The sequence below is a fragment of the Micromonospora endolithica genome (genome assembly GCF_003626595.1).
In the GTDB taxonomy this organism is placed as follows: Bacteria; Actinomycetota; Actinomycetes; order Mycobacteriales; family Micromonosporaceae; genus Micromonospora; species Micromonospora endolithica.
The window spans coordinates 363,601-385,522 of sequence record NZ_RBAK01000005.1; the positions used below are offsets into that span (position 1 = coordinate 363,601).

Sequence of the window (21,922 nt, forward strand, 5' to 3'; positions counted from 1 at the left end):
CGCGACGCACGGCCACCGGGGGCTCCGCAACGGCGCGGGGCCCCCGTTGGCGTGCCGGTGCTCAGGCGAACAGGGCGAAGTAGATCGCGATGTGGTGGCAGACCGCCGCGACCAGCGTGCACGCGTGGAAGAACTCGTGGTGGCCGAACACCGTGGGCCACGGATTGGGACGGCGCAGCGCGTAGAAGATCGCGCCCACGCTGTAGATGAGACCCCCGACGGCCAGCAGCACCAGGGCGGTCACCCCACCCTCGCGCAGGATGTCCGGCAGCATCGCGACCGACACCCAGCCGAGCGCGAGGTAGAGCGGCGCGGAGACCCAGCGCGGGGCGTGCGGCCAGACCAGCTTCACCGCCACCCCGCCCAGCGCGCCGCCCCACACCAGAGACAGCATGATCGCCGCCGCCCGCGGTGGGAGCAGCAGCACGCAGAAGGGCGTGTAGGTGCCGGCGATGAACATGAAGATCATCGAGTGGTCCATCCGGCGCATGATCTGGTAGCCGCGTTCGGTCCAGACCCGCCGATGGTAGAGCGCGCTCGTGCCGAACAGGCCGCAGACGGTCACGCTGTAGATCAGGCAGCTGACCAGCGGGGCCCAGCCGGGCCGGGCGGCGGCGATCGCGCAGAGCACGATGCCGCAGACCAGTGCGACGAAGAACGCGTAGGTGTGCAGCCAGCCGCGCATCCGGGGTTTGCCGATGTCGACCGGCTTCAGGCGAAGCGGTGCCGAGGTGCTCACCCCAACAGGTTACGACACCGTAGGTTACTTTCTGGTAGTGCCACCCGTCACGTGATCTGTCGGCTGGACGAATCCCCGGCCTGGGGATCGATGGTGAAGTATGGCGGAATGCGGATCCGACCCGTCGGTGCCCACGCTCTCCTGCTCGACTGCGCCGCGTCGAGCCCTCCCGACACGCTGGATGTCGCGGCCCGGGTCGAGGGATGGCGGGCCGAACTCTGGCGACGCCGCGAACGGGGCGAACTGATCGCCGTGGAGATCGTCCCGGCGGCGACGACCGTCCTGCTCGACGGCGTACCCGACCCGACGGCCACCGCCGCCCTGCTGGCCGGCTGGACCCCCACGCCCGCCACCACCACGGCCGCCGCACCCACCGTCGAGGTTCCGGTGACGTACGACGGGGAGGATCTGCCCACGGTCGCCGATCACTGGGACGTCGACGTGCCCACCGTCGTCGAGCGCCTCGCCGGCACGTCGTTCCGGGTGGCCTTCTGCGGTTTCGCACCCGGCTTCGCGTACCTGACCGGGTTGCCGGCCGAGTTGGCCGTGCCCCGACTGCCCTCGCCGCGTCCCCGGGTGCCGGCCGGCTCGGTCGCTCTGGCCGGCCCGTACGCGGGCATCTACCCGTCCGCCTCACCGGGCGGCTGGCTGCTCGTCGGACGGACCACGGTCACCCTGTTCGACGTGACCGCCGACCCGCCGGCCCGGCTCGGTCCCGGCACCCGCGTCCGGCTGGCACCGGCGTGACCGGTGAGATCGAGGTGGTCCGCGCCGGGGCGCTGACCATGGTGCAGGACCTCGGCCGGCCCGGCTGGGCGCACCTCGGCGTACCCCGCTCGGGCGCCCTGGACCCGGGGGCGTTGCGGCTGGCCAACCGGCTCGTCGGCAACCCCGAGTCCGCCGCCGGCCTGGAGATCACCCTGACCGGCTGCGTACTGCGGTTCCACCGGGCCAGCGCGGTCGCGCTCACCGGCGCCGACGCCGCGGTACGCGTCGACGAGCGCCCCGGCGACGTCGGCCGGCCGCTGTCCGTGCCGGCCGGGGCGGTGCTGCGCGTCGGCGCGCCCCGGACCGGGCTGCGGACCTGGCTCGCGGTCGGCGGCGGCATCACCGTCGAACCGGTCCTCGGCAGCCGCTCCACCGACACCCTCTCCGGCCTCGGGCCACCCCCGCTGCGCGACGGCGACCGGCTGCCCGTCGGCCCTCCGGCCGGCCCGCCCGCCCCGGTGGACGCGACCGCCACACCTCAGGCGCCGGGCGAGGTGCGGCTGACCGTACGCCTCGGGCCACGCGCCGACTGGTTCACCGAGAGCGCGCGGGACCTGCTGCTGCGCGGCGCGTACACGGTGAGTCCGTTGAGCAACCGGGTCGGCGCGCGACTGACCGGCGCACCGCTGCCCCGCGCGGTGGCCGGGGAACTGCCCAGCGAGGGCATCGTCCTCGGCGCGGTGCAGGTGCCGGCGGACGGCCAGCCGCTGGTGTTCCTGGCCGACCATCCGACCACCGGCGGGTACCCGGTCATCGGGGTGGTGGACGACGTGACCCCGCTCGCGCAGGCACGCCCAGGCACTACGGTGAGGTTCCATGGACCTCAACGCTGACCTCGGCGAGGGATTCGGCATCTGGCGGCTCGACGACGACGTCGCGCTGCTGGGCCTGGTCACCTCCGCGAACGTCGCCTGCGGCTTCCACGCCGGGGACGCGTCCACCATGCGTCGCGTCTGCGTCGGGGCGGCCGAACGCGGGGTGGCCGTCGGCGCCCAGGTCGGCTACCGGGACCTGGCCGGCTTCGGCCGGCGACACATCGCGTACGCCTTCGCGGAGCTGCGCGACGAGGTCACCTACCAGCTCGGCGCGCTGGAGGCGTTCTGCCGGCCGCTGCGCACCCGGGTCCGCTACCTGAAGCCGCACGGCGCGCTCTACCACGCCGCGGCCACCGACGAGTCCCAGGCGGCGGCCCTGGTCGCCGCCCTCACCCAGTACGACGACCAGCTCCCGCTGCTCTGCTCACCCGGCTCGGTGGTCGCCCAGCTCGCCATGGGCGCCGGGCTGCGGGTGGTGCCCGAGGGCTTCGCCGACCGGGGTTACCTGCCCAATGGCCAGCTGGTGCCCCGGAGCGCGCCGAACGCGCTGGTCACCGACCCGGAGGAGGTGGCCGAGCGGGCGGTACGGATGGCCACCGAACGGACCGTGGTGGCCGTCGACGGCACCGTCATCCCCTGCCCGGTGGAGTCGATCTGCCTGCACGGCGACACCCCCGGCGCGGTGCGCTCGGCCGAACTGGTCCGCGCCGCCCTCATCGAACACGGAGTAGCACTCGCCCCGTTCGCGTGAGAGCCGACTCAGGCGTCCAGGCCGCGCAGCACCAGCGGCAGGCGGGTCGCGGCGTCCGCGACGACCCGCACCGGTACGCCCCAGTCCTGCCGGGTCAGGTGACAGGCCGCGTGCTCGACGTCGGCGTCGCAGGTGGCCGCCTGGGCGGTCACCTGGAGCACGCCACCGGCCACCGCACCGTCGAGCACCAGGCGGCGGGACAGTTCGGTGCCGGTGCCCGCTCCCTCGACCAACAGTTCGGGCGGGGACGCGGAGACGACCAGCCGGGTCGACGGCCCGTACGTCTCGTCGAGCTTCTGGCCCGGCGCGGGCGTGAAGATCACGTCGAGGGTGACCTCGCCGGCCGCCACCTCGGTCGGCTTCCGCTCGGTGCGGTGCCGGGGACCGTCCACGGTGCTCGCGCCGGCCGCGGAGAGCGCACCGGGCGCCAGCCGGGTCAGCCGGTGTGCGGCGGACTCCACGACCAGCACCTCACCGGCCGGGGTGAGCACCAGGTCGCTGGGCTCGGCGAGCCCGTCGGCGACGGTGGACACCTGGTTGGTCTCCGGGTCGAAGCGCCGGACCGCGCCGTTGTAGGTGTCGGCGATCAGCACCGAGGAGTCCGGCAGCGCGCACACGCCCAGCGGGTGCTGGAGCAACGCCTGGCCCGCCGGACCGTCGACGTGCCCGAAGTCGAACAGCCCCTGCCCGACGGCCGTGCCCAGCAGGTCGTTCTCCACGAACCGGATCGCGCTGGTCTCGCTGTCGGCCACCCAGAGCCGGCGCCCGTCGGTGGAGACCGACAGGCCGGACGGTTGCGCCATCCACGCCTCAGCGAGCAGGCCGTCGCGCAGCGCCTCCACGGTGGTGCCCGCGTACATGCCGGCGGTGCGCTTGACCGGGTCGAACCACCACAGCTGGTGGATGCCGGCCATCGCGATGATCAGCTTGTCGTCGTACCAGGCCAGGTCCCACGGGGACGAGAGATCCACCGACCGGGCGTCGTGCGAGTGGTCGTCGACCGTCGAGCGCCACTGCCGGCCGGTGCCGGCGACCGTGACCACCTCGCCGGTGGCCAGGCGTACGCCGCGCAGCAGGTGGTTGACCGTGTCCGCGACGACCAGGTCGTAGCCGGCCACCTCGGCGGTGTGCGCGGGCAGCAGGCAGACGCCCTGCGGCTCGGAGAACGTGGCCGCGCCGGCAGGGCCGTCGGCCCGTCCCCGCTCCCCGGTGCCGATCCGGCGGACCAGCGTCTCGCCGTCCGGGGCCAGCTCCGCCAGCGAGTGCCGGGCCGAGTCCGACACCAGCAGATTGCCGTTGTCGAGCACCACCGCCTTGCCGGGGAAGCGCAGCGTCGTCTCCGGCTCGGCGGGCGGCACGTAGGGGCCCTCCCCCCGGTGCAGGGTGCCCTTGGCCTCGTGTGTCGCGACCAGGTCGTCGATCAGCCGGGCCAGCCCGTCGGCGTGTCCCTCGCCGGCCATGGTGGCGACCACGTACCCCTCGGGATCGATCACCGACAGGGTCGGCCAGGCGCGGGCCGCGTACTGCTGCCACATGCCCAGCTCCGGGTCGTCCAGCACGGGGTGGTGCACGCCGTAACGCTCGACGGCGGCGGCCAGGGCGTCCGCGTCCTTCTCGTGCTCGAACTTCGGCGAGTGCACGCCGATCACGACGAGCACGTCTCCGTACTTGTCCTCCAGGGGGCGCAGCTCGTCGATCACATGCAGGCAGTTCACACAGCAGAAGGTCCAGAAGTCGGCAATCACGATCTTGCCGCGCAGGTCGGACAGCTTGAGCTCTCGCCCACCGGTGTTCAGCCAGCCTCGGCCCCGGAGTTCGGGCGCGCGTACGCGGGGTGTGGTTGCCATGCCACCAGCCTGCCATGCCGCATCCGGCCGACCCCCGCGACCCGGATGCCCGGTTGTCGGTGGATGCCTCCGTCGGTCTGCGGCTTGTCGTGGCGAGTTGATCTCCACGACAAGCCGCAGACCGACGAGGTTACGACGCTCAGCCGGCCGCCGGCTTGAGGCACAGCACCCGGTCGGCGCCCTCGCCCTGGAGCACCACGTGCGGCTGGGCCGGGTCGGCGCACTTCTCCTTGGAGTCCGCCTTGGACACCACGGTGAACGCGCCGGCCGCACCGCAGTCCACCGCGGTGGCGCTGGTGCCGGACTGCTTGACGCACGAGCCGACCGCCGGGTCGAACCCGGTTTCCTTCTCGGGGTCGCCGACCATGCCCAGCAGGGTGAGCAGGCCCAACGGAACCGCGAGGATCAGCACCGCGGCCACCAGCACGGCGGCTAGGACCCGGCCGTTGCGCACCTTGGGCGCGGGCGTCTCGGCCACCGGTTCGGCGATCGGCTTGAACGAGTCGAACCGGCCCTGGTCCGGGTCCGACCCGCCCTGGTCCCAGGGCGACTCGGCCGACTGCGGGGGCGGCGGGAACGCCGGCGGGTAGGTGGTGCCGCGCTCCGCCGGTGCGCCCGGACCGAAGCCGCCGCCGACGCTCGCCGCGCCGGTGGCCGGTGCGCCGAAGCGGTCCTCGGGTCGTTCGTTGCCGCTCTGCGGCCGTACCCCGTTGACCGGTCGGTCGCTGGCCGGGGGGTTGGCGAAGGTCGGCATGCCGGGGGGGAACGCCGGGGGTGCGGCCGGTGAGGCGGGCGCGACCGGGGCGGCCGCGAAGGCGGCCGTCGGCGGCGGGCGGTCCCGGTCGTCGAAGCGGTTCTCCGGTGCCTGGTCCGTCCGGTTCTCCGGCCCGTGCCCGAACCGCGCCTCCGCGCCCTGGTCGAACCGGTCGTCGTGGCCCTGGTCGAAGCGACCGCCGGGCCCCTGGTCGAAGCGACCTGAGGATCCCTGGTCGAGACGGTTGTCCGGCGTCTGGTCGAAGTGGCCCTCGTCGAACCGGGTCTCCGGCGCCGCGCCGAAGCGGGGCGGCGGCGGGGCGCCCTCGTCGTGCGCCGGGTCGTCGGCCGGTTCCGGACGGGACGGCCGGCCGTAGACCCGGGGTTGTGGCGTGGCCGCGGCACCCGGCCGCAGGGCCTGGTCCGTCGGCGGCATGACGCGGCTGGCCAGCGGCACCGACGCGCTCGCCGACACTCCGCCGGGCGGCCCGTCGCCGGCCGGCGTGGGCACCGACGCCCGTCCGGCCGACTCCGGCGAGGTACGCGGGGCGGGCACCGCCGGGCCGGCCGGGGACTGCGGCTCGTCGTCGCGGGAGGGGGCCTGCCCCCAGTGCTGCTCCGGTTCGTACGCGGAGGCGCCGCCCTCACGACCGGACGGCTCGACGTGGGCGGGCTGACCGGAGACCGGGGCGTACTGCGCGGGTGCGACGTAGTCGGCCGGCGGGGAGGCGGCCAGGCTGGCACCCGGCACCCGGCGCCGCTCCTGCGGGGGCAGCGGCACCGCGTTGGCAGGGGAGATGCCCGGCGCGGGGCCGGGCTGGTAGACGGGCTGCTCCTCGCCGCGGCCCTGCTCCCAGCCGTCACCGGCACGGGAGGGCGCGGCGGGGTCGGCGGGCTCCGCGCGTCCCCAGGCCTCCTGCGCCGACCACGGCTGCACATCCGGCACGGAGGGGCGGTCCGCGCCGCTCCACTGCGCCGGGCTGCCCGGGGTCCAGGCGGGCGGACCACTGTCGGCGGCGGGGACCGACGCGGTCGCCCGGGCCGGCGGGGCGGCCGGCTCGGCGGGCGGCCAGGCCGGTGCGTCGCGGTCGTCGGACGGCGCCGGTACCGAGGCGGAACCCGAGGCGGCCCGCGCCGGCCGTTCGCCGTGCGGCTGCTCCGCCGGGGCGGGCTGCTGGTCCGCGCCGCCGTTCCAGCCGGACGTGTCGCTCGCGGGGGCCCACTCCGGCTGCTGGCGGTCGTCGCGCCCCGCGGGCGGCCAGCCGCCGGAACGCGCCCTGTCGTCCTGCGGCGCCCAGTCCGGCTGCTGCTGCCGGTCACGCGGCTCGGCCACGTCGTTGTCCCAGCCGCCGGACTGGCGCTGCTCCTGATCCTGCCGGCCGGTGGCCCAGCCGCCGGACCGGGCCGGCTCCTGCGCGGATTCCGGCGTCCAACCGCCGGACTGGCGCTGCTCGTGCGGGTCGGCGGGCCAGCCGCCGGACTGCGCGGGATCCTGGGTGGACCCGGGCGTCCACCCTCCGGAGTGGCCGGCGTCGTCCTGACCCGGCCAGGCCGGGGTCGGCGCGGCTGGCACCTGTGCCGCACCACGGGCGGCGGCCGGCTCGGCCTGCGCCCAGGCCGGCGCGGCCTGCTCGGCCGGCCACGCGTTCTGCTCGTTCTGCGGCCACCCTCCGGCGCGGCTCGCCTCGTCCGGTGCGGACCAGTCGGGCTGCTGCGGCCGGTCACCCTGACCGGCGTCGTTGGCCCAGCCGCCGGGGCGGTCGGCCTCGGGGGCGGGGGTGGCCTCGCCGGCCCAACCGGCGGACGGCTGCGCGGCGTCGTGCTGCTCGGTGGCCCAGCCGCCGGACCGTTCCGGGGACTCCTGGGCCGGCCACGCGGGCGCGGCCTGCGGCACCTGCGCGGCACCACGGACCGGTGGTCCGGCCTGTGCCCAGGCGGGCTGGTCGGTCTCGCCGGCCGGCGACGCCGGGGCGGGCCAGGACTGGCCGCCGTTGGCCGGCGACCAGGTGCCCTGGGCGGCCTCGGGCTGTTGCGGCGCCGGGGCGGCTCCCCACGCGGGGGCGGTGGGCGGGTTCTCCTGCGCCCAGCCGGGTCCGGCGTTGGTCGGCCGTGCCGGCGGTGGGGGCGCCCAGCCCAGGTCCGGTGCGCCGACGCCGTATCCGTTGTCCTGCTGCGCCGGCCGGTCGCCGTACGGCGCCGGTCCGCCGGCGCCCGGCGACACCTCGTCCGGCTCCGGGCCGGGGTGGTGCGTGCCCTCGGACGTCATGCGTGCGCCTCCTCCATCACCTGTCGGCCGCCGGTCGCCTGTTCGGCGCCGCGGCCGGCGTCGCCGGTGGGCACCGGCCGTGCCGGCTACCCGCACGGTATCCGGTGTGCCCCAGGGTGGCTCCGGGGGAGCACCGGTGGTCACTCCCCGTTGCCGAGTGGTGTCGAACAGCATCGATCGACGTGCCCGCTCCGGCGGGCGGGCGATGACCGAGCCCCACCGTACCGGGCGCTGGGGCAGCGTGGAATCCCGGTGTCAACCGGTGTGAAACGCCGATGGCCCGCCCGGGCGGACCGGGCGGGCCATCGATCGTGAGGAGGCGGGGAAAGTCGAGGAGCGTCAGTGCATGTGACGCTGGGCGATGGCGAGGATCTCGTCGCGGACCGCGGGGGAGTTCGCGGAGCGCAGCGCGCGCTCGATGGCGCGGTTGCGGCGGCCGGCGTCGCGGCGGTTCCGGATTCGCTCGATCATGCTCATGGTGTCTCTCCTCCTGGCTATTCGGTTGTCAGCCCCTGGTGACTCCATTTAAGCGCACTCTGCCGCCAACTTCCATCGATTAGTAGGTGAGCTGAGACACCAGCCGAAGGATCGAAGGTGAACGGAGGCAGAGACAGACGTTTCCGTGGCTCGACGGTAACGGCCGGTGTGCCGGGGGTTAACCCGTGACACACCGGCCGTCAACCGGTCCCGCCGTGGCGGCGGGGAGCGCGGTCAGGTCCAGGCGAGCAGCGCCGCCTCCGGATCGGCCAGGAAGTCACCGATGTCGCGGAGGAACTTCGAGCCCAACTCCCCGTCGACGATCCGGTGGTCGAACGACAGGCCCAACGTGGTGACCAGACGCGGCTTCACCTTGCCCTTGTGCACCCAGGGCATCTCGCGAACCGCGCCGAAGGCGAGGATCGCCGACTCACCCGGCGGCAGGATCGGAGTACCGGTGTCGACCCCGAACACCCCGACGTTGGTGATCGTCAGGGTGCCGCCGGTCATGTCCGCCGGCGAGGTCTTCCCCGCCTTCGCCGTCTGCACCAGGCCGGCCATCGCGTCCGCCAGCTCGCGCAGCGAGAGCCGACCGGCGTCCTTGATGTTCGGCACGATCAGGCCCCGCTCGGTGGCCGCCGCGATGCCCAGGTTCACGTAGTCCTTGACCACGATCTCGTCGCCGGCCCAGGTCGAGTTGACCATCGGGTGGCGCTTGACCGCGAGCAGCACCGCCTTCGCGACCAGCAGCAGCGGCGAGACCCGGACGTCCCGCCACTCCCGCCGGTCCCGGAGCCGGTCGAGGGCCTTCATCGCCCGGGTGACGTCGACGGTCAGGAACTCCGTCACGTGCGGCGCGGTGAACGCCGAACGGGACATGTTCTCGGCGGTGAGCTTGCGTACCCCCTTGACCGGGATGCGCTGCTCGCGGTCCGCGCCGAAACTCGCGACGGCCGTGGCCGGCGCGGTGACCGTCAGCGGCTCGGCCGCCGCCGGGGTCCCGTTCGCCGCCCGCTGTACGTCCTCGCGGGTGATCGAGCCCAGCGGACCCGACCCGGCCAGCGTGGCCAGGTCGACCCCGAGGTCCTTGGCGAGCTTGCGCACCGGCGGCTTGGCCAGTACCAGACCGCCGGCCCGCCCGTTGCCGTTGCCCGCCGGAGCGGGCGCGACCGGCGCCGGGGCCACCGGCGCTGGCGCGGCCTGGACCGGCGCGGCCTGGACCGGCACCGCGCCCTTGCGCGGCCGGCGCTTCGCCGCCGTGGTGCGCGGGCCGTAGCCGACCAGCACGGCGGTACGTCCACCCGGGGCGGGCCCGCCGATCAGGCCGGGCTCGACCGCACCCTCGGCCGGTGCCACCTCGACCGCCGCCAGCGAGGCCGCCGACGGGGTGGGCAGGTCGGCCGAGGGCGTGCCGGTCGTCGACTCCTCGACCGGGCCGGCGCCCGGATCGGTGTCGATCGAGATGATCGGCGTGCCGACCTCGACCGTGGTGCCCTCCGGATGGAAGATCGCCCGCACCTGACCGGCCCACTTCGCCGGGATCTCGACGGCCGCCTTCGCCGTCTCCACCTCGACGATCGGCTGGTTCAACTCGATCGTGTCGCCCACCTTGACCAGCCAGGCGAGGATTTCGCCCTCGGCCAGGCCCTCGCCCAGGTCGGGAAGGTTGAACTCCTTGATCCGCGACATGCCGCTCACCAGCCGAAGGTGCGGTCGACGGCGTCGAGCACCCGGTCGAGGTCGGGCAGATATTCCTCCTCCACCCGGCTGGCCGGGTAGGGGGTGTCGAAACCGGTCACCCGCAGTACCGGGGACTCCAGCGAGTAGAAGCACTCCTCGGTGATCCGGGCCGCGATCTCCGACCCGAGACCCAGGTTGCCCGGCGCCTCGTGCACCACCACGCAGCGGCCGGTGCGCTTCACCGACTCGTACGCGGCGGTCAGGTCCAGCGGGGACAACGTACGCAGGTCGACGACCTCCAGCTCCCGGCCGTCCTCGGCCGCCGCGGTCGCCGCGTCCAGCGCGGTCCGCACCATCGGCCCGTACGCCAGCACGGTCGCGTCGGTGCCGGCCCGCGCCACCCGGGCCGAGTGCAGCGGGTACGCCTCGGCGAGCGGGGCCTCGGTGTCGACCGGACCCTTCTCCCAGTAGCGCCGCTTCGGCTCCAGGAAGACGATCGGGTCGTCCGAGGCGATGGCCTGCTGGATCATCACGTACGCGTCCTGCGGGTTGGCGCAGGTCACGACCTTCAGGCCGGCGGTGTGCGCGAAGTACGCCTCGGGCGACTCCGAGTGGTGCTCGACCGCGCCGATGCCGCCGCCGTACGGGATCCGGATGACCATCGGGATCCGTACCTTGCCCTGCGAGCGGTAGTGCATCTTCGCCACCTGCGACACGATCTGGTCGTACGCGGGGTAGACGAAGCCGTCGAACTGGATCTCGCAGACCGGGCGGTAGCCGCGGATCGCGAGGCCGACGGCGGTGCCGATGATGCCGGACTCGGCGAGCGGGGTGTCGATCACCCGCTGGTCGCCGAAGTCCTTCTGGAGCCCGTCGGTGATCCGGAACACGCCGCCGAGCTTGCCGACGTCCTCGCCCATGATGACGACCTTCGGGTCGTTCTCCAGGGCGCGCCGCAGACCGGTGTTGAGTGCCTTGCCGAGGGTGAGCGTCTCCGTGGCCATCAGTGGGCGCTCCCCTCGAACGACTCCATGTACTTCGTGAACTGCGCCCGCTGAACGTCGAGTTCGGGTGACCCGGTGGGGTAGACGTTGTCGAACATCGTCACCGGCTCCGGGTCGGGCATGGCGAGCACCCGCTCGCGCAGGTGCACCGACTCGGTGCGGGCCTGCTCGTCGACCTCGGCGAAGAACGCGTCGTCGGCGATCTTCTGCTTGGTCAGGAACGCCTTCATCCGGGCGATCGGGTCCTTGGCCTGCCAGGCCTCGACCTCACTGGCGATCCGGTAGCGGGTCGGGTCGTCGGAGGTGGTGTGCGCCCCCATCCGGTAGGTGTACGCCTCGATCAGGCTCGGTCCCTGGCCGAGCCGCGCGTTGTCCAGCGCGTGCCGGGTCACCGCGTACGAGGCGAGCACGTCGTTGCCGTCCACCCGTACGCCGGGGAAGCCGAAGCCGCCGGCCCGCTGGTAGAGCGGTACCCGGGTCTGTCGCTCCAGCGGCTCGGAGATGGCGTACTGGTTGTTCTGGCAGAAGAACACCAGCGGGGTGTTGAAGACGCTGGCCCAGACGAACGCCTCGTTGACGTCGCCCTGGCTGGTGGCGCCGTCGCCGAAGTAGGCGATGACCGCCTCGCCGTCCTCGGTGCCGGTCCGGCCGTCCATGTGGACGCCCATCGCGTATCCGGTCGCGTGCAGGGTCTGCGCCCCGATCACGATCGTGTACATGTTGAACTTGAATTCGTTGGGGTCCCAGCCGCCCTGGTCGACGCCGCGGAACAGGCCGAGCGGCATGATCGGGTCGATGCCCCGGCAGTAGAGGACGCCGTGCTCCCGGTAGGTCGGGAAGGCCATGTCCTGGGTACGCAGGGCGCGCCCGGAACCGACCTGGGCGGCCTCCTGGCCGAGCAGGCTGGCCCACAGGCCCAGCTCGCCCTGGCGCTGGAGGGCGGTGGCCTCCGCGTCCAGCTTGCGGACCAGTACGAGGTCACGGTAGAGCCCGCGGTATTCCTCGTCGGTGAAGTCGACGCGGTACTCGGTCCCGTCCGGGCCGGTCGCGCTCTCTATCCGCTCACCGTCGGCGGTGAGCAGTTGCACCAGCTGCGGGTCGCCGGTCGCGCCCTTCCTCGAACGGGGTGCGGCCCGTCGTCCGCGGCCGGTGACCCCGGGGTCGCCCTTTGCCATGCGTCTCTCCCTGTCATGTCTGCGTCGGCGCCGGGGGGTCACCCGGCAACGCGCAACTCGTGCGCCTGTCCGGCTCGTGCCGGACGGGTTCCTGGCGACCGCGCCTAGCCCCGGTGGGGGTTGCCGCGCGGCGTGAGCCGGGTCGTCGTGCCGAACCCGGTTCGGGAGCGCCGGCGCCCAGTCGGGCCGCCCGCAAGGGTGTGCGGAGGCCGCGGCTGCGTTGCCGTCGTGGTCCATATTCGCATCAACCGTGAGCCCGCCCACAGTGCGCCCGGCCCGCACCGTGCGGCCCGACCGGTTCGTTACACGAAACGCCGGCTGTCCGCTCCATCGACGCCCGGCCGATCCGGTGATGGTTCGTCACCGTTCGGACGGATACGCGTGTCGACACGCTGTGAAGGGTTGGCTTACTCAGCGTCACTGGGAAAGGCTGCTCGTGCGGGATCGCCCGCCGATCGAGTGGTGCCTCTTCCGGGGGTCGCCGATCGGACCAGTGGAGGAGGGGTGCCGTGGTCGAGCCACAGGACGCTCCCGGTACGCCGTTCCTCGGCCGGCACCGGGCGCCGTCCGGCTACCGCCGGATCGTCGGCGCCCACCGGGCGGCGGGCGTGGGCGGCCCGTCCCGGGGCTACCTCTTCACCGTCGCGCTGCTCGCCGGCACCGCCTCGATGCCGATCCTGGCCGCGATCAGCACCGGTTCCGCGACGGTGGGCAGCAGTGCCCTCCCGGACGGCGGCATCCCGTTCATCCCCACCCCCTCCGTCGGGCCGGTGGTGATCCCGTTGCCGGTGGCCAGCCAGCCGGCGCTGCCGCCGTCCACCCCGGCCCGGGTCGAAACGGGGGCCGGGCCCACCGTCGTACCCCCACTTGTTGTCCCGGCGCCGGCCCCCCGGGTCCCGGAGCCGGCGCGCGGCGCGGGGCGGTCGGACATGCCTGCCGTCCCGCCGCACCGGCCGCGACCGCTGCCGCCTCCCCCGGTGCCGATCCGGCCGCCGATCCCGACGCCGCCGCCGGCGCCGACGCCCAGCGCCGAACCGCCCAGCGCCGAACCGACGCCCAGCGCCGAACCGACGCCGACGCCCGCACCCACCGCGTCGGCGGAGCCGACCAGCACGTCCACCCGGCCGCCGGCCGAACCCGAACCGACCGCCGGCCCCACCGCGACCGTTCCGCCGTCCGAGCCGACCCCGAGCGCCCCGCCGTCCGAACCCAGCCCGACCCCCGGCCGCACCGACGCCCCGACGACCGCCCCGGCGATCTCGCCGACCGCCGCCCCGACGGGTGCCACGGCGGTGCGGGGCGGGGCGGGGGCGCGGCGCTGAGCGGAGCGGACGGTGCCGGGGCGGACGACCTCGCCGGGACGACCGCCACGCCGCCGCCCGGGCCGACGCTGCGGCTGGCCCGGCTGGTGACCGAGCTGACCGCCCCCGCGGTCGTGGTCTCCGCGCTGACCGTGGCCGTCGGCTGGCACAGCGCCCGGGGCGGCATGCGCGGGCTCGCCTGGGGCCTGCTCGCCACCGTCTTCGTCAGCGGGATCCCGTTCGCGTACATCGTCGGTGGCGTGCGTCGCGGTCGGCTGACCGACCGCCACGTACGCCGGCGCGACCAACGGCGGGTGCCGCTGCTGTTCGGCCTCGGCTCGGTCGCCGCCGGCGCCGCCCTGCTCGCGGCGCTCGGCGCGCCCCGTCCGGTGCTCGCCCTGGCGGCTGCCGGCACGGTGGGCCTGGTGGTGGCGGTGGTGCTGAGCCACCGGTGGAAGCCGTCGATCCACTCGGCGGTCGCCGCCGGCGCGGTGGTGGTGCTGACCGTGACGTTCGGCGCCCGGCTGCTGGTGGCCGCGCCGCTGCTCGCCCTGGTCGGATGGTCCCGGGTCCGGCTGCGCGACCACACCCTGCCGCAGGTGCTGGCCGGCGCGACGTTCGGCGCGCTGGTCGCCGGCGTGGTCTTCACGACCCTGCGCTGAGCGTCCGGGCGGTGGGCGGGTCAGCGGTCGGGGCGGAGCATCGGGGGGTGCAGCAGCGGTGCGGGACCGCGCCGGAACAGCTGCGCCGGTCGCCCCCGGTCGCCCTCGGTGGCCCGACCGACCGGCTCGACGAAGCCGGGCGTGCCGGTCACCTTGCGGTGGAAGTTGCGGGGGTCGAGCCGGGTGCCCCACACCGTCTCGTAGACGGCGCGCAGTTGGGCCACGGTGAACTCCGGTGGGCAGAAGGCCGCCGCCAGCGGTGTGTACTCCAGCTTGGCCCGGGCGCGTTCCACCCCGTCGGCGAGGATCCGATCGTGGTCGAAGGCGAGCTGACCGGGGGTGAGCCGGGAGACCGGCAGCCAGTCCGCGGAGGCGGCGTCGGTGCCGGCGACCGGGGCGCTCAGGTCGGGTAGCAGCGCCAGCCAGGCCACCGTGACCACCCGGCCGCGTGGGTCCCGGCCGGGCCGGCCGTACGTGCCGAGCTGTTCCAGGTGCCCGGCCGGCTCGGCGAGCCCGGTCTCCTCGGCCAACTCGCGTACGGCGGCGTCGGGCAGGTCCTCGTCGATGCCCACGAAGCCGCCGGGCAGCGCCCAGCGTCCCTGGTACGGCGGCACCCCGCGCCGGACCAGCAGGACGCTCAGCTCCGTGGCGCGGACGGTGAGCACGACCAGGTCGGCGGTCACCGCGAAGGGCGGGTACTCGGTCATCTCTTTATCACCACCTTGACGAGAATCTAGCAGACGGTTTATCGTCATCACGACGACAAAGGAAGGAACGACATGGCCGACGTGACGAAACGGCTCTTCCTGCGCCACCTGCGCGGCACCCCGACCAGCTGGGTACGGCTGCACGTGGGCGGGCGGGTCCGCCGGGAGGGCATCGGGCAGTCCTTCTGGTACCGGCCGCTGTACGCGGTGCTCAGCGAGGTGCCGGTGGACGACCGGGAGCTGCCGCTGCTGTTCCACGCCCGCACCGGCGACTTCGCCGACATCACCGTGCAGGCCACGGTCACCTACCGGGTGGCCGACCCGGCGCTGGCCGCCGCCCGCCTCGACTTCTCCCTCGACCCGCGTACCGGCCGGGCCCGGTCCCGTCCGCTCGACCAGGTCGCCACCCTGCTCGCCGAGCTGGCCCAGCAGCCCGCGCTGGACCTGCTCGCCCGGGTGCCGCTGGCCGAGGCGCTGACCACCGTCGCGCCGGTCCGGGAGGCGGTCTCCACCGCCCTGGCCGACGAACCACGGCTCGCCGACATCGGGGTCGCCGTGGTCAGCGCCCGGGTGGTCGCCATCCGCCCCGAACCGGAGCTGGAACGCGCCCTCCAGACGCCGACCCGGGAGGCGGTGCAGGTCCAGGCCGACCGGGCCACCTACGCCCGCCGGGCCCAGGCGGTGGAGCAGGAACGCTCGATCGCCGAGAACGAACTCCAGAACAAGATCGAGCTGGCCCGGCGGGAACAGCAACTCGTCGAACAGCACGGCGCGAACTCCCGCCGCAAGGCGGAACTGGACGCCGCCGCCGAACTCGCCACCGCCCAGGGCAAGGCCGAACGGGAGAAGGTGGTCAACGCCGCCGCCGCGGAACGGGCCCGGGTGCTGGCCGGCGCCGAGGCGGAGAAGGAGCGCGTCCTGGCCGCCGCGAGGGCCGACCAGGTGCGTACGGTCGGGCTCGCCGAGGCCGACGCGGAGGCGGCGAAGCTGGCCGCGTACGCCGAGCTGCCGCCGGAGGTGCTGCGTGCCCTCACCGTCCGGGACCTGGCCGGGCAGCTGCCGCAGATCGGGCAGCTCACCGTCACCCCGGACCTGGTGAGCGACCTGCTCGCCCGGCTGGCCCCGGCCCGATGAGCACCCTGCCGCCCCGGGTCGTCGTGGTGAGCCGGCACAGCGAGCTGGAGGAGCTGCTGGCCCGGCACGGCACCCGGGCGGCGGCCGCCTGGTACCTGCGGGAGCGGGGACGGGACCTGGCCGAGGTGGAGTCCCGGCACGAGGCGCTGCACACCGCGCTGACCACGGTCGCCGCCGCCGTACCGCCGGACTGGCGGCGCGGCGCGGTCGACCGGGCCGACCTGCCCCGCTTCCTCTTCGGGCCGGAGGACGTGGTGGTCGCGGTCGGTCCGGACGGGTTGGTCGCGAACGTCGCGAAGTACCTGGCCGGGCAGCCGGTCGTCGGCGTCGACCCGGAGCCCGGCCGCAACGCCGGGGTGCTGGTCCGGCACCGGGCCGGGACGCTGGCCGAGCTGCTCCCGGCGGTCGTCGCCGGCCGGGCGCCGACCCGGGCCCGGACGATGGTCCGGGCCGCGCTCGACGACGGCCAGGAACTGGTCGGCCTCAACGAGGTGTACGTGGGGCACTCGTCCCACCAGTCCGCCCGCTACCAGCTCACCGCGCCCGTCGGGGGGCGGGCGCGGCGGGAACGGCACTCCTCCTCCGGGGTGGTCGTCGGCAGCGGTACGGGGGCGACCGGCTGGTGCGCGTCCATCGCGCGGGACCGTCCGGGTGCGCCACCGCCGCCGGCACCGCAGGAGGAGGCACTGTGCTGGTTCGTCCGGGAGGCGTGGCCCTCCCCGGTCACCGGGGTGACGCTGACCGCCGGTCGCCTCGACCGGGGTGAGCACCTGGAACTGACCGCCGAGTCCGACGGTCTGGTGGTCTTCGCCGACGGCCTGGAGAACGACCGGGTGAGCCTGGACTGGGGACAGCGCCTCACCGTCGCCGTCGCCCCCCGCCACCTCACCCTCGTCGAGGTGTAAGGAAGGGCCCCTGCTTAACGCCTGGTGTAGAGGAAGGGCCCCTTTTTAACGCCAGGCGTTAGGAAGGGGCCCTTCCTTGTCGCGAGCAGCGGGGGGTCAGGCGCCGTCGTCGGCGAGCCGGTGCCGGTTGGCCTCGATCCACGCGTCCAGGGCCGCCGGGTCGTCCGGGTCGACGCCGTCCGCCATCAGCTGCGCCACCGCGGCGGTGGCCGGGCTGCGCCGCTCGCCGGTGGTGTAGAGCCGGGCGAACTCCGGCACCATCTCCTCGATCGCCTCGTCGGTCTGCGCCGCGGCCTGCTCCGACAGCCCCCGCTTGCGGGAGGCGTACGCGGCCCAGGCCCGCAGCACCCGGGGCAGCAGCGCGGCGTCGTCCATGTCCAGCACGGCCCGCCGGTGCACCCAGTCGAGCAGGAACAGGCCGGCGACGGTGGGGCTCCACCGCATCGGGTCCGGGTCGGTGAAGCTCGCCGCGTGGTCCAGCAGCAGGCTGATGCAGAAGTGCAGCGACGCCAGCTCGCCGCCGTCGATGGTGTCCAGGCCGAAGCGGGCCGCCTCCGGCGCGGCGAGGAAACGGCGGACCAGCTCCGTACGCTCGGCGCTGGTCAGTGGCTCGGCCGGTCCGGCGCTGCCGGCGCGGCCGGCGGGCAGCAGGGCCAACCTGGCTCCGACCAGGGCCCGGTCGGTGGCGAGCGAGCCCTCGCCGGGCAACTCGCTGAGGTCGTCGGTGACGGCCAGGTGCCGGCCCACCTCGGTGTGCATCCGGGCCGGCTGCTCCTCCCGGAACCAGGTCAGGTCGTCGCCCTCGCACATCTGCCGCACCTGGTCGATCACCCGGGCGGCGGGCCCGCCCACGAAGACGTCCTTGGTGATGCCGATGTTGTGGTCGACCAGGGCGACCAGCGCGTGCTCCGGCCCGCCGGAGGCGTCGTCGTAGGCGAAGGTCGCCAGGTAGGAGGTCTGGTCCCCGTACACGTCGCCGTAGGACCAGCAGCCGGTCAGGTGGACCCGCCCGAGCTGGCCGGACCACACGGGCGCGGCGGCGCCGGGGCGGACCCGGTCGGCGCCCGCCGCGTCCGGGACCAGGGTGGCGAAGACGGAACGGATCGTGGTCGCGGCCGCGGTGCGGCGGCGGGAGGTGGCGGCGAGGAAGCCCGCCACGAACTCGCGGACAGCGGCCTCCCGCCCGGTCTCGGCGACGGCGTAGACGCTGCCCAGCAGGGCCGCGCCGAGCATCTCGGCGTCCAGCGCGGAGTCGAGCTTGGCGACGTCCCGGGCGGCGTGCAGCACCGCGTCGTAGGGGGTCTGAGGCGTTCCCATCCACCGACCCTACGTCGCCGACGCTCCCGGGACAGCGGAGCCGCACGGTAGGAATCAGCGGTGCGCGGCGTCCCGCAGGGCGGTTCGGGCCTCGGCGTAGGTGCCGAGCACCGCGCGCACCGGGCGCAGGACGTACTCCTCGCCGACGTCGGCGACGGCCGCGGTGAGCCGCCGTTCGGCCCGGCGGCGGGCCCGCCGGGCCGCCCAGCGGACGACCGGCCGGGTGACCGCCGCGACCAGCAGACCGGCGAGCAGGCCGCCGAGCAGCAGCAGGGTCGGCAGCGGCACGTCGCCCACGGTGGGGTTGTCCAGCGCGGGCAGGCCGAGGGCGCGCAGCGCGTACCCGAGGACCAGCCAGCCCAGCCCGACCACCGCGGCGAGGGTGACCAGCCACTGCAGGCCGCCGACCAGCCGCCACCAGACCGGCCGGTGGTCCATCCCCAGGTCGGTGCCGGCGATCGTGCGGTCCAATGCGTCCGGCAGGTCACCGAGGCGGGACCGGGCGGCGTTGGTGACCGCGCCCGGCCAGACACCGGGCAGCGGCGCTCCGGCGCGGTCGGCGACCGCCCGGATGGCCAGGCCGACGGCGGCGCGCTGGGCGGAGGTGGGTTCGGGCACCGAGGTCGCGGCGACCAGGCTCTCCGCCGCCGGGTCGGCGGCGGAGGAGGCGGCGGCGGAGGAGGTGGCGGTGCCGGGCAGGTGCAGCCGGCGCAGCGGGTCCGGCCGCAGCCGCCGCCAGCCCCGGACCAGCGGCCACCCGGTGGTCGCCGCGCCCCGGTGCCGGTACGCGCGCTCGACCGCGTCGCCGACCGCCGGCACCCCGGCCGCGCCGGCCAGCGCCCGATGCAGTCCGGCGACCGTGGCGTCGTCCGGCCGGGTGGGCGGCTCGGCCTCGCCGACCAGGTCGCCGAGGCCGGCGACCACGCTGTCCACATCGCCGGCCAGCCGGCGCAGGGCGGCCTGGCGTTCCGCGACGGTACGCTCCAGCGCCTCGCGTAGCCCGGTCAGGCCGTCCGGGTCGACGGCGGTGGTGGACAGCAGCGGCACCCCCTCCAGCCCGTCGGCGTCGAGCAGCCGGCGCAGGTCGGCCAGCACCCGGGGCAGCTCGGGCGCGGCCAGCCGGTCGGCCTGGTTGAGCACGACCACGGTGACGTCCCGGTGCCGGTGGAACTCGCGCAGGTAGCTGTCGTGGATCACCCGGTCGGCGTACTTCTGCGGGTCGACCACCCAGATCACCAGGTCGACCAGGCCGAGCAGCCGGTCCACCTCCAGCCGGTGGGACCGCTGCACCGAGTCGAAGTCGGGCAGGTCGAGCAGGATCAGACCGTGCATCGCGCACTCGTCGTCGCCGTCCAGCACGCTCTCCCGGACGAACCGGTGCCGGGGCAGCACGCCGATCCAGTCGAGCAGCCGGTTGCCGCCGTCCAGCGGCCCCCACACGCAGGCGTGGGTGACGCCGGTGGTCGGGCGGCGTACCCCGACCGGGGACAGCTCCATCCGGGCCAGGGCGTTGAACAGGCTGGACTTGCCGCTGCCGGTGGCGCCGGCGAGGGCCACCACGGTGTGGTCGCGGGAGAGCGCCAACCGGGTGCCGGCCCGCTCGACGAGGGTGTGCGCCGGCACCAGCGGGGTGTCCGGCAGGTGCCCGTCGACCAGGGTCAGGAACCGGCGTACCGCCTCCAGGCGGGCGACCAGCCGGTCCGCGTCCACCCGCTGGTCGGCGCGGAACGTCTGGCGCATGCGTCCGACGATGTTGCTCACCGGAGCCCTTCCTCGTCGGCCGACGATGTCCGGGCCGCCGCGGCGGCCTCCGCGAAACCACTGCGGTGCCGGGCCACTTCGACCTGGTCGGCGGCGTGCCGCAGCGCCTCGGCGGCGTCCGCCGTGGGCCGCGCGGCCTCCGTCCGGGTCAGGTAGCGGGCGGCCTCGTCGTCCAGCAGCGTCCGCACCCGCTCCAGCAGGTCGGCCCGGGCCTTGTCGGCGAGCGTACGCACCGCCTGGTCGCCGAAGATCGCCTGGAGCACGGCCTGCGCGGCGACTGTGGTGCTGGCCCCGGCGGCGACCTCCAGCCCGGTCGGAATGAAGGCGGTCGAGGCGAACACGGCGACCATCACGGCCAGGCCGGTGGCGTTCACCGCGTACGCGGCGGTGCGGGCCACGAAGCGCTTGTCGCCCCCCTCGACCCGGACCAGTTCGAGGACCCCGCGCTGCCAGTCGCGGACCAGCCGCTCGGCCCGGTCGGGCAGGTCGGGCGAGGGGTGGGCAAGCTCGGGACCGGCCAGCGCGGCACCGGCGGGATGGGCCTTCCACCCGGTGTAGGCGTTCTCCGCCGCCTCCGAGGTGACCCCGCGCAGCAGGGTCACCAGCTGCGACTCGATCGCGGTACGCAGCTCGACGGCGGGGGCGGGACGGCCGGTCACCGCGGCGAACACCCGGTCCCGCAGCCGGCCGATGCGGGCCTCCAGGGTCCGGAAGAACTCGCCGGTGCCGACGAACTCCTGCCAGCGGGCGAGTACCTCGCCGCGGAGCAACCGGCCGTCGGAGAGCCCCTGCTCCACGGTCCGGTGTGCCCCCCGGTACGCGGCCCGCACCCGCTCGTCCAGCGCGTCGGCGGCGCGCACCTGCTCGTCGGCGGCCTCGGCCAGCCCGGCGACGGCCGGGTGCAGGGCGGCCAGGGCGCCGTCGAGGGTCTGCCGGACCACCGCCCCACGGGCGTCGGCGTCGGCGGCGAGCCGGGCGAACCAGTCGGCCAGCGGCGCGGTGGCCTGGCCGGGGAGCAGGCCCTGGCCGTCGACCCAGGTCTCCGGGAGCACGAAGAGCGGTGCGGCGCCGAGGTCCTGGGCGGCGAGCATCTCGGACAGGTGGGCGGTGATCTCGTCGGCGGCCTCGGGCGGCACCCGGTCGAGGACCATGGCGATCACCGCGCCCCGGGCGCGGGCGCTGCGCAGCAGTTCCCAGGGGACGGCGTCGGCGTAACGGGCGGCGGTGGTGACGAAGAGCCAGAGATCGGCGGCGGCGAGGAGCTGGCCGGCGAGGACACGGTTGGCGTCGACCACCGAGTCGATGTCGGGCGCGTCGAGGAAGGCCAGGCCGGCGGGGAGCGCGGGGGCGGTGACCAGTTGCAGGGTGCGGGGGTCCTCGCTGGGCCCGGTGGTCCGGGTCAGGCCGGGCAGCAGTTCGCCGCGGCGGAACCAGGTGGAGTCGGCGGGGTTGCAGACCAGTACCGGGGAGCGGGTGGTCGGCCGGAGCACCCCGGCGGCACTCACCCGGGCCTGGACGAGGCTGTTGACCAGCGTCGACTTGCCCGCGCCGGTGGATCCGCCGACGACCACGAGCAGCGGTGCGTCCAGCCGGCGCAACCGGGGCAGCAGGTAGTCGTCGAGCTGGTCGGTGAGGCTCCCGGCGGCGAGACGGGCCGGCTCGGCGGAGGGCAGGGCGAGGGGGAACCGCACCGCCGAGACCGCGGCCCGCAGGCCGGTCAGCGCGGCGGGCAGGGTGTCGTCCCCGGTGGTGGCGGGCGGGTCCTCCCCGGCGTCCGTGGAGCCGGTGCGGGCGGCGACGGCGGGCGCGGCGGACTGGGTGGCGGGATCGCCGTGCGTCGTCACCGCTAAAGCGTGCCCG

At 75.0% G+C, this 21,922-nt stretch carries 18 protein-coding genes; 7 read left to right on the forward strand and 11 right to left on the reverse strand.

The window, feature by feature from the left end; all coding sequences use genetic code 11:
• Positions 1-61: 61 nt before the first annotated feature.
• Positions 62-739: a PAQR family membrane homeostasis protein TrhA gene (gene trhA / locus D7223_RS16155; protein WP_120729212.1), complete on the reverse strand. Its 678-nt coding sequence runs from the start codon at positions 737-739 to the stop codon at positions 62-64.
• 108 nt (positions 740-847) lie between these two features.
• Here trhA and D7223_RS16160 point away from each other — a divergent pair, with 108 nt between their 5' ends.
• The 3 genes from D7223_RS16160 to D7223_RS16170 are packed head-to-tail and all read left to right on the forward strand — an operon-like array spanning position 848 to position 3,073.
• Positions 848-1,486, forward strand: coding sequence for a 5-oxoprolinase subunit B family protein (locus D7223_RS16160; protein ID WP_120729213.1), 639 nt, complete (start codon positions 848-850; stop codon positions 1,484-1,486).
• Positions 1,483-2,340 carry a 5-oxoprolinase subunit C family protein gene (locus D7223_RS16165; protein ID WP_238162034.1) on the forward strand — a complete coding sequence of 286 codons (858 nt, stop codon included), beginning with the start codon at positions 1,483-1,485 and terminating at the stop codon, positions 2,338-2,340. The genes D7223_RS16160 and D7223_RS16165 overlap by 4 nt, the downstream gene beginning before the upstream one ends.
• Entirely contained in the window at positions 2,324-3,073 is a 750-nt protein-coding gene (locus tag D7223_RS16170; RefSeq protein WP_120729214.1) for a LamB/YcsF family protein, read from the forward strand. The genes D7223_RS16165 and D7223_RS16170 overlap by 17 nt, the downstream gene beginning before the upstream one ends.
• Before the next feature lie 8 nt (positions 3,074-3,081).
• Here D7223_RS16170 and D7223_RS16175 read toward each other — a convergent pair whose 3' ends face one another.
• The 6 genes from D7223_RS16175 to pdhA all read right to left on the reverse strand — a co-directional run bounded on the left by D7223_RS16175 (position 3,082) and on the right by pdhA (position 12,275).
• Positions 3,082-4,920 (reverse strand): NHL domain-containing thioredoxin family protein, encoded by a 1,839-nt coding sequence (locus tag D7223_RS16175; protein WP_120729215.1) that lies wholly within the window; start codon positions 4,918-4,920, stop codon positions 3,082-3,084.
• Positions 4,921-5,059: 139 nt separating this feature from the next.
• Positions 5,060-7,939 (reverse strand): LppU/SCO3897 family protein, encoded by a 2,880-nt coding sequence (locus D7223_RS16180; protein ID WP_120729216.1) that lies wholly within the window; start codon positions 7,937-7,939, stop codon positions 5,060-5,062.
• A gap of 339 nt (positions 7,940-8,278) precedes the next feature.
• On the reverse strand, positions 8,279-8,416 hold the full coding sequence (locus tag D7223_RS33050) for a hypothetical protein (protein WP_186832300.1): 138 nt from the start codon (positions 8,414-8,416) through the stop codon (positions 8,279-8,281).
• A 234-nt stretch (positions 8,417-8,650) separates the two neighbouring features.
• Entirely contained in the window at positions 8,651-10,105 is a 1,455-nt protein-coding gene (locus D7223_RS16185) for a dihydrolipoamide acetyltransferase family protein (RefSeq protein ID WP_120729217.1), read from the reverse strand.
• A 5-nt stretch (positions 10,106-10,110) separates the two neighbouring features.
• Positions 10,111-11,100 (reverse strand): alpha-ketoacid dehydrogenase subunit beta, encoded by a 990-nt coding sequence (locus D7223_RS16190; RefSeq protein ID WP_120729218.1) that lies wholly within the window; start codon positions 11,098-11,100, stop codon positions 10,111-10,113.
• On the reverse strand, positions 11,100-12,275 hold the full coding sequence (gene pdhA / locus D7223_RS16195) for a pyruvate dehydrogenase (acetyl-transferring) E1 component subunit alpha (RefSeq protein WP_120729219.1): 1,176 nt from the start codon (positions 12,273-12,275) through the stop codon (positions 11,100-11,102). Before pdhA ends, D7223_RS16190 begins: the two co-directional genes overlap by 1 nt.
• A gap of 509 nt (positions 12,276-12,784) precedes the next feature.
• Between pdhA and D7223_RS33055 the strand changes: the two genes are divergently transcribed.
• Both D7223_RS33055 and D7223_RS16200 read left to right on the forward strand, forming a co-directional pair.
• Positions 12,785-13,597 carry a hypothetical protein gene (locus D7223_RS33055; RefSeq protein WP_186832453.1) on the forward strand — a complete coding sequence of 271 codons (813 nt, stop codon included), beginning with the start codon at positions 12,785-12,787 and terminating at the stop codon, positions 13,595-13,597.
• An 86-nt stretch (positions 13,598-13,683) separates the two neighbouring features.
• Positions 13,684-14,238 (forward strand): phosphatase PAP2 family protein, encoded by a 555-nt coding sequence (locus tag D7223_RS16200; RefSeq protein ID WP_238162037.1) that lies wholly within the window; start codon positions 13,684-13,686, stop codon positions 14,236-14,238.
• A gap of 20 nt (positions 14,239-14,258) precedes the next feature.
• Here the strand turns inward: D7223_RS16200 and D7223_RS16205 are convergent, their stop codons facing one another.
• Positions 14,259-14,945, reverse strand: a complete 687-nt coding sequence (locus D7223_RS16205) for an NUDIX hydrolase (RefSeq protein ID WP_120729220.1) — start codon at positions 14,943-14,945, stop codon at positions 14,259-14,261.
• A 72-nt stretch (positions 14,946-15,017) separates the two neighbouring features.
• On the opposite strand from D7223_RS16205, the gene D7223_RS16210 reads away from it, so the two are divergent.
• Complete coding sequence (locus D7223_RS16210) at positions 15,018-16,079, forward strand: SPFH domain-containing protein (RefSeq protein WP_120729221.1); 1,062 nt, start codon at positions 15,018-15,020, stop codon at positions 16,077-16,079.
• Positions 16,076-16,984 (forward strand): NAD(+)/NADH kinase, encoded by a 909-nt coding sequence (locus D7223_RS16215; protein WP_120729222.1) that lies wholly within the window; start codon positions 16,076-16,078, stop codon positions 16,982-16,984. Before D7223_RS16210 ends, D7223_RS16215 begins: the two co-directional genes overlap by 4 nt.
• 96 nt (positions 16,985-17,080) lie before the next feature.
• Here the strand turns inward: D7223_RS16215 and D7223_RS16220 are convergent, their stop codons facing one another.
• Genes D7223_RS16220 through D7223_RS16230 form a run of 3 tightly spaced genes read right to left on the reverse strand, consistent with a single transcriptional unit; the run spans position 17,081 to position 21,906 of the window.
• Positions 17,081-18,301: a hypothetical protein gene (locus D7223_RS16220; RefSeq protein ID WP_120729223.1), complete on the reverse strand. Its 1,221-nt coding sequence runs from the start codon at positions 18,299-18,301 to the stop codon at positions 17,081-17,083.
• Between the two features lie 54 nt (positions 18,302-18,355).
• A complete protein-coding gene (locus D7223_RS16225) occupies positions 18,356-20,041 on the reverse strand; it encodes a GTPase (protein ID WP_120729287.1) in 1,686 nt (561 codons plus the stop codon).
• Positions 20,042-20,058: 17 nt separating this feature from the next.
• Positions 20,059-21,906: a GTPase domain-containing protein gene (locus D7223_RS16230; RefSeq protein ID WP_120729224.1), complete on the reverse strand. Its 1,848-nt coding sequence runs from the start codon at positions 21,904-21,906 to the stop codon at positions 20,059-20,061.
• Positions 21,907-21,922: the final 16 nt, after the last annotated feature.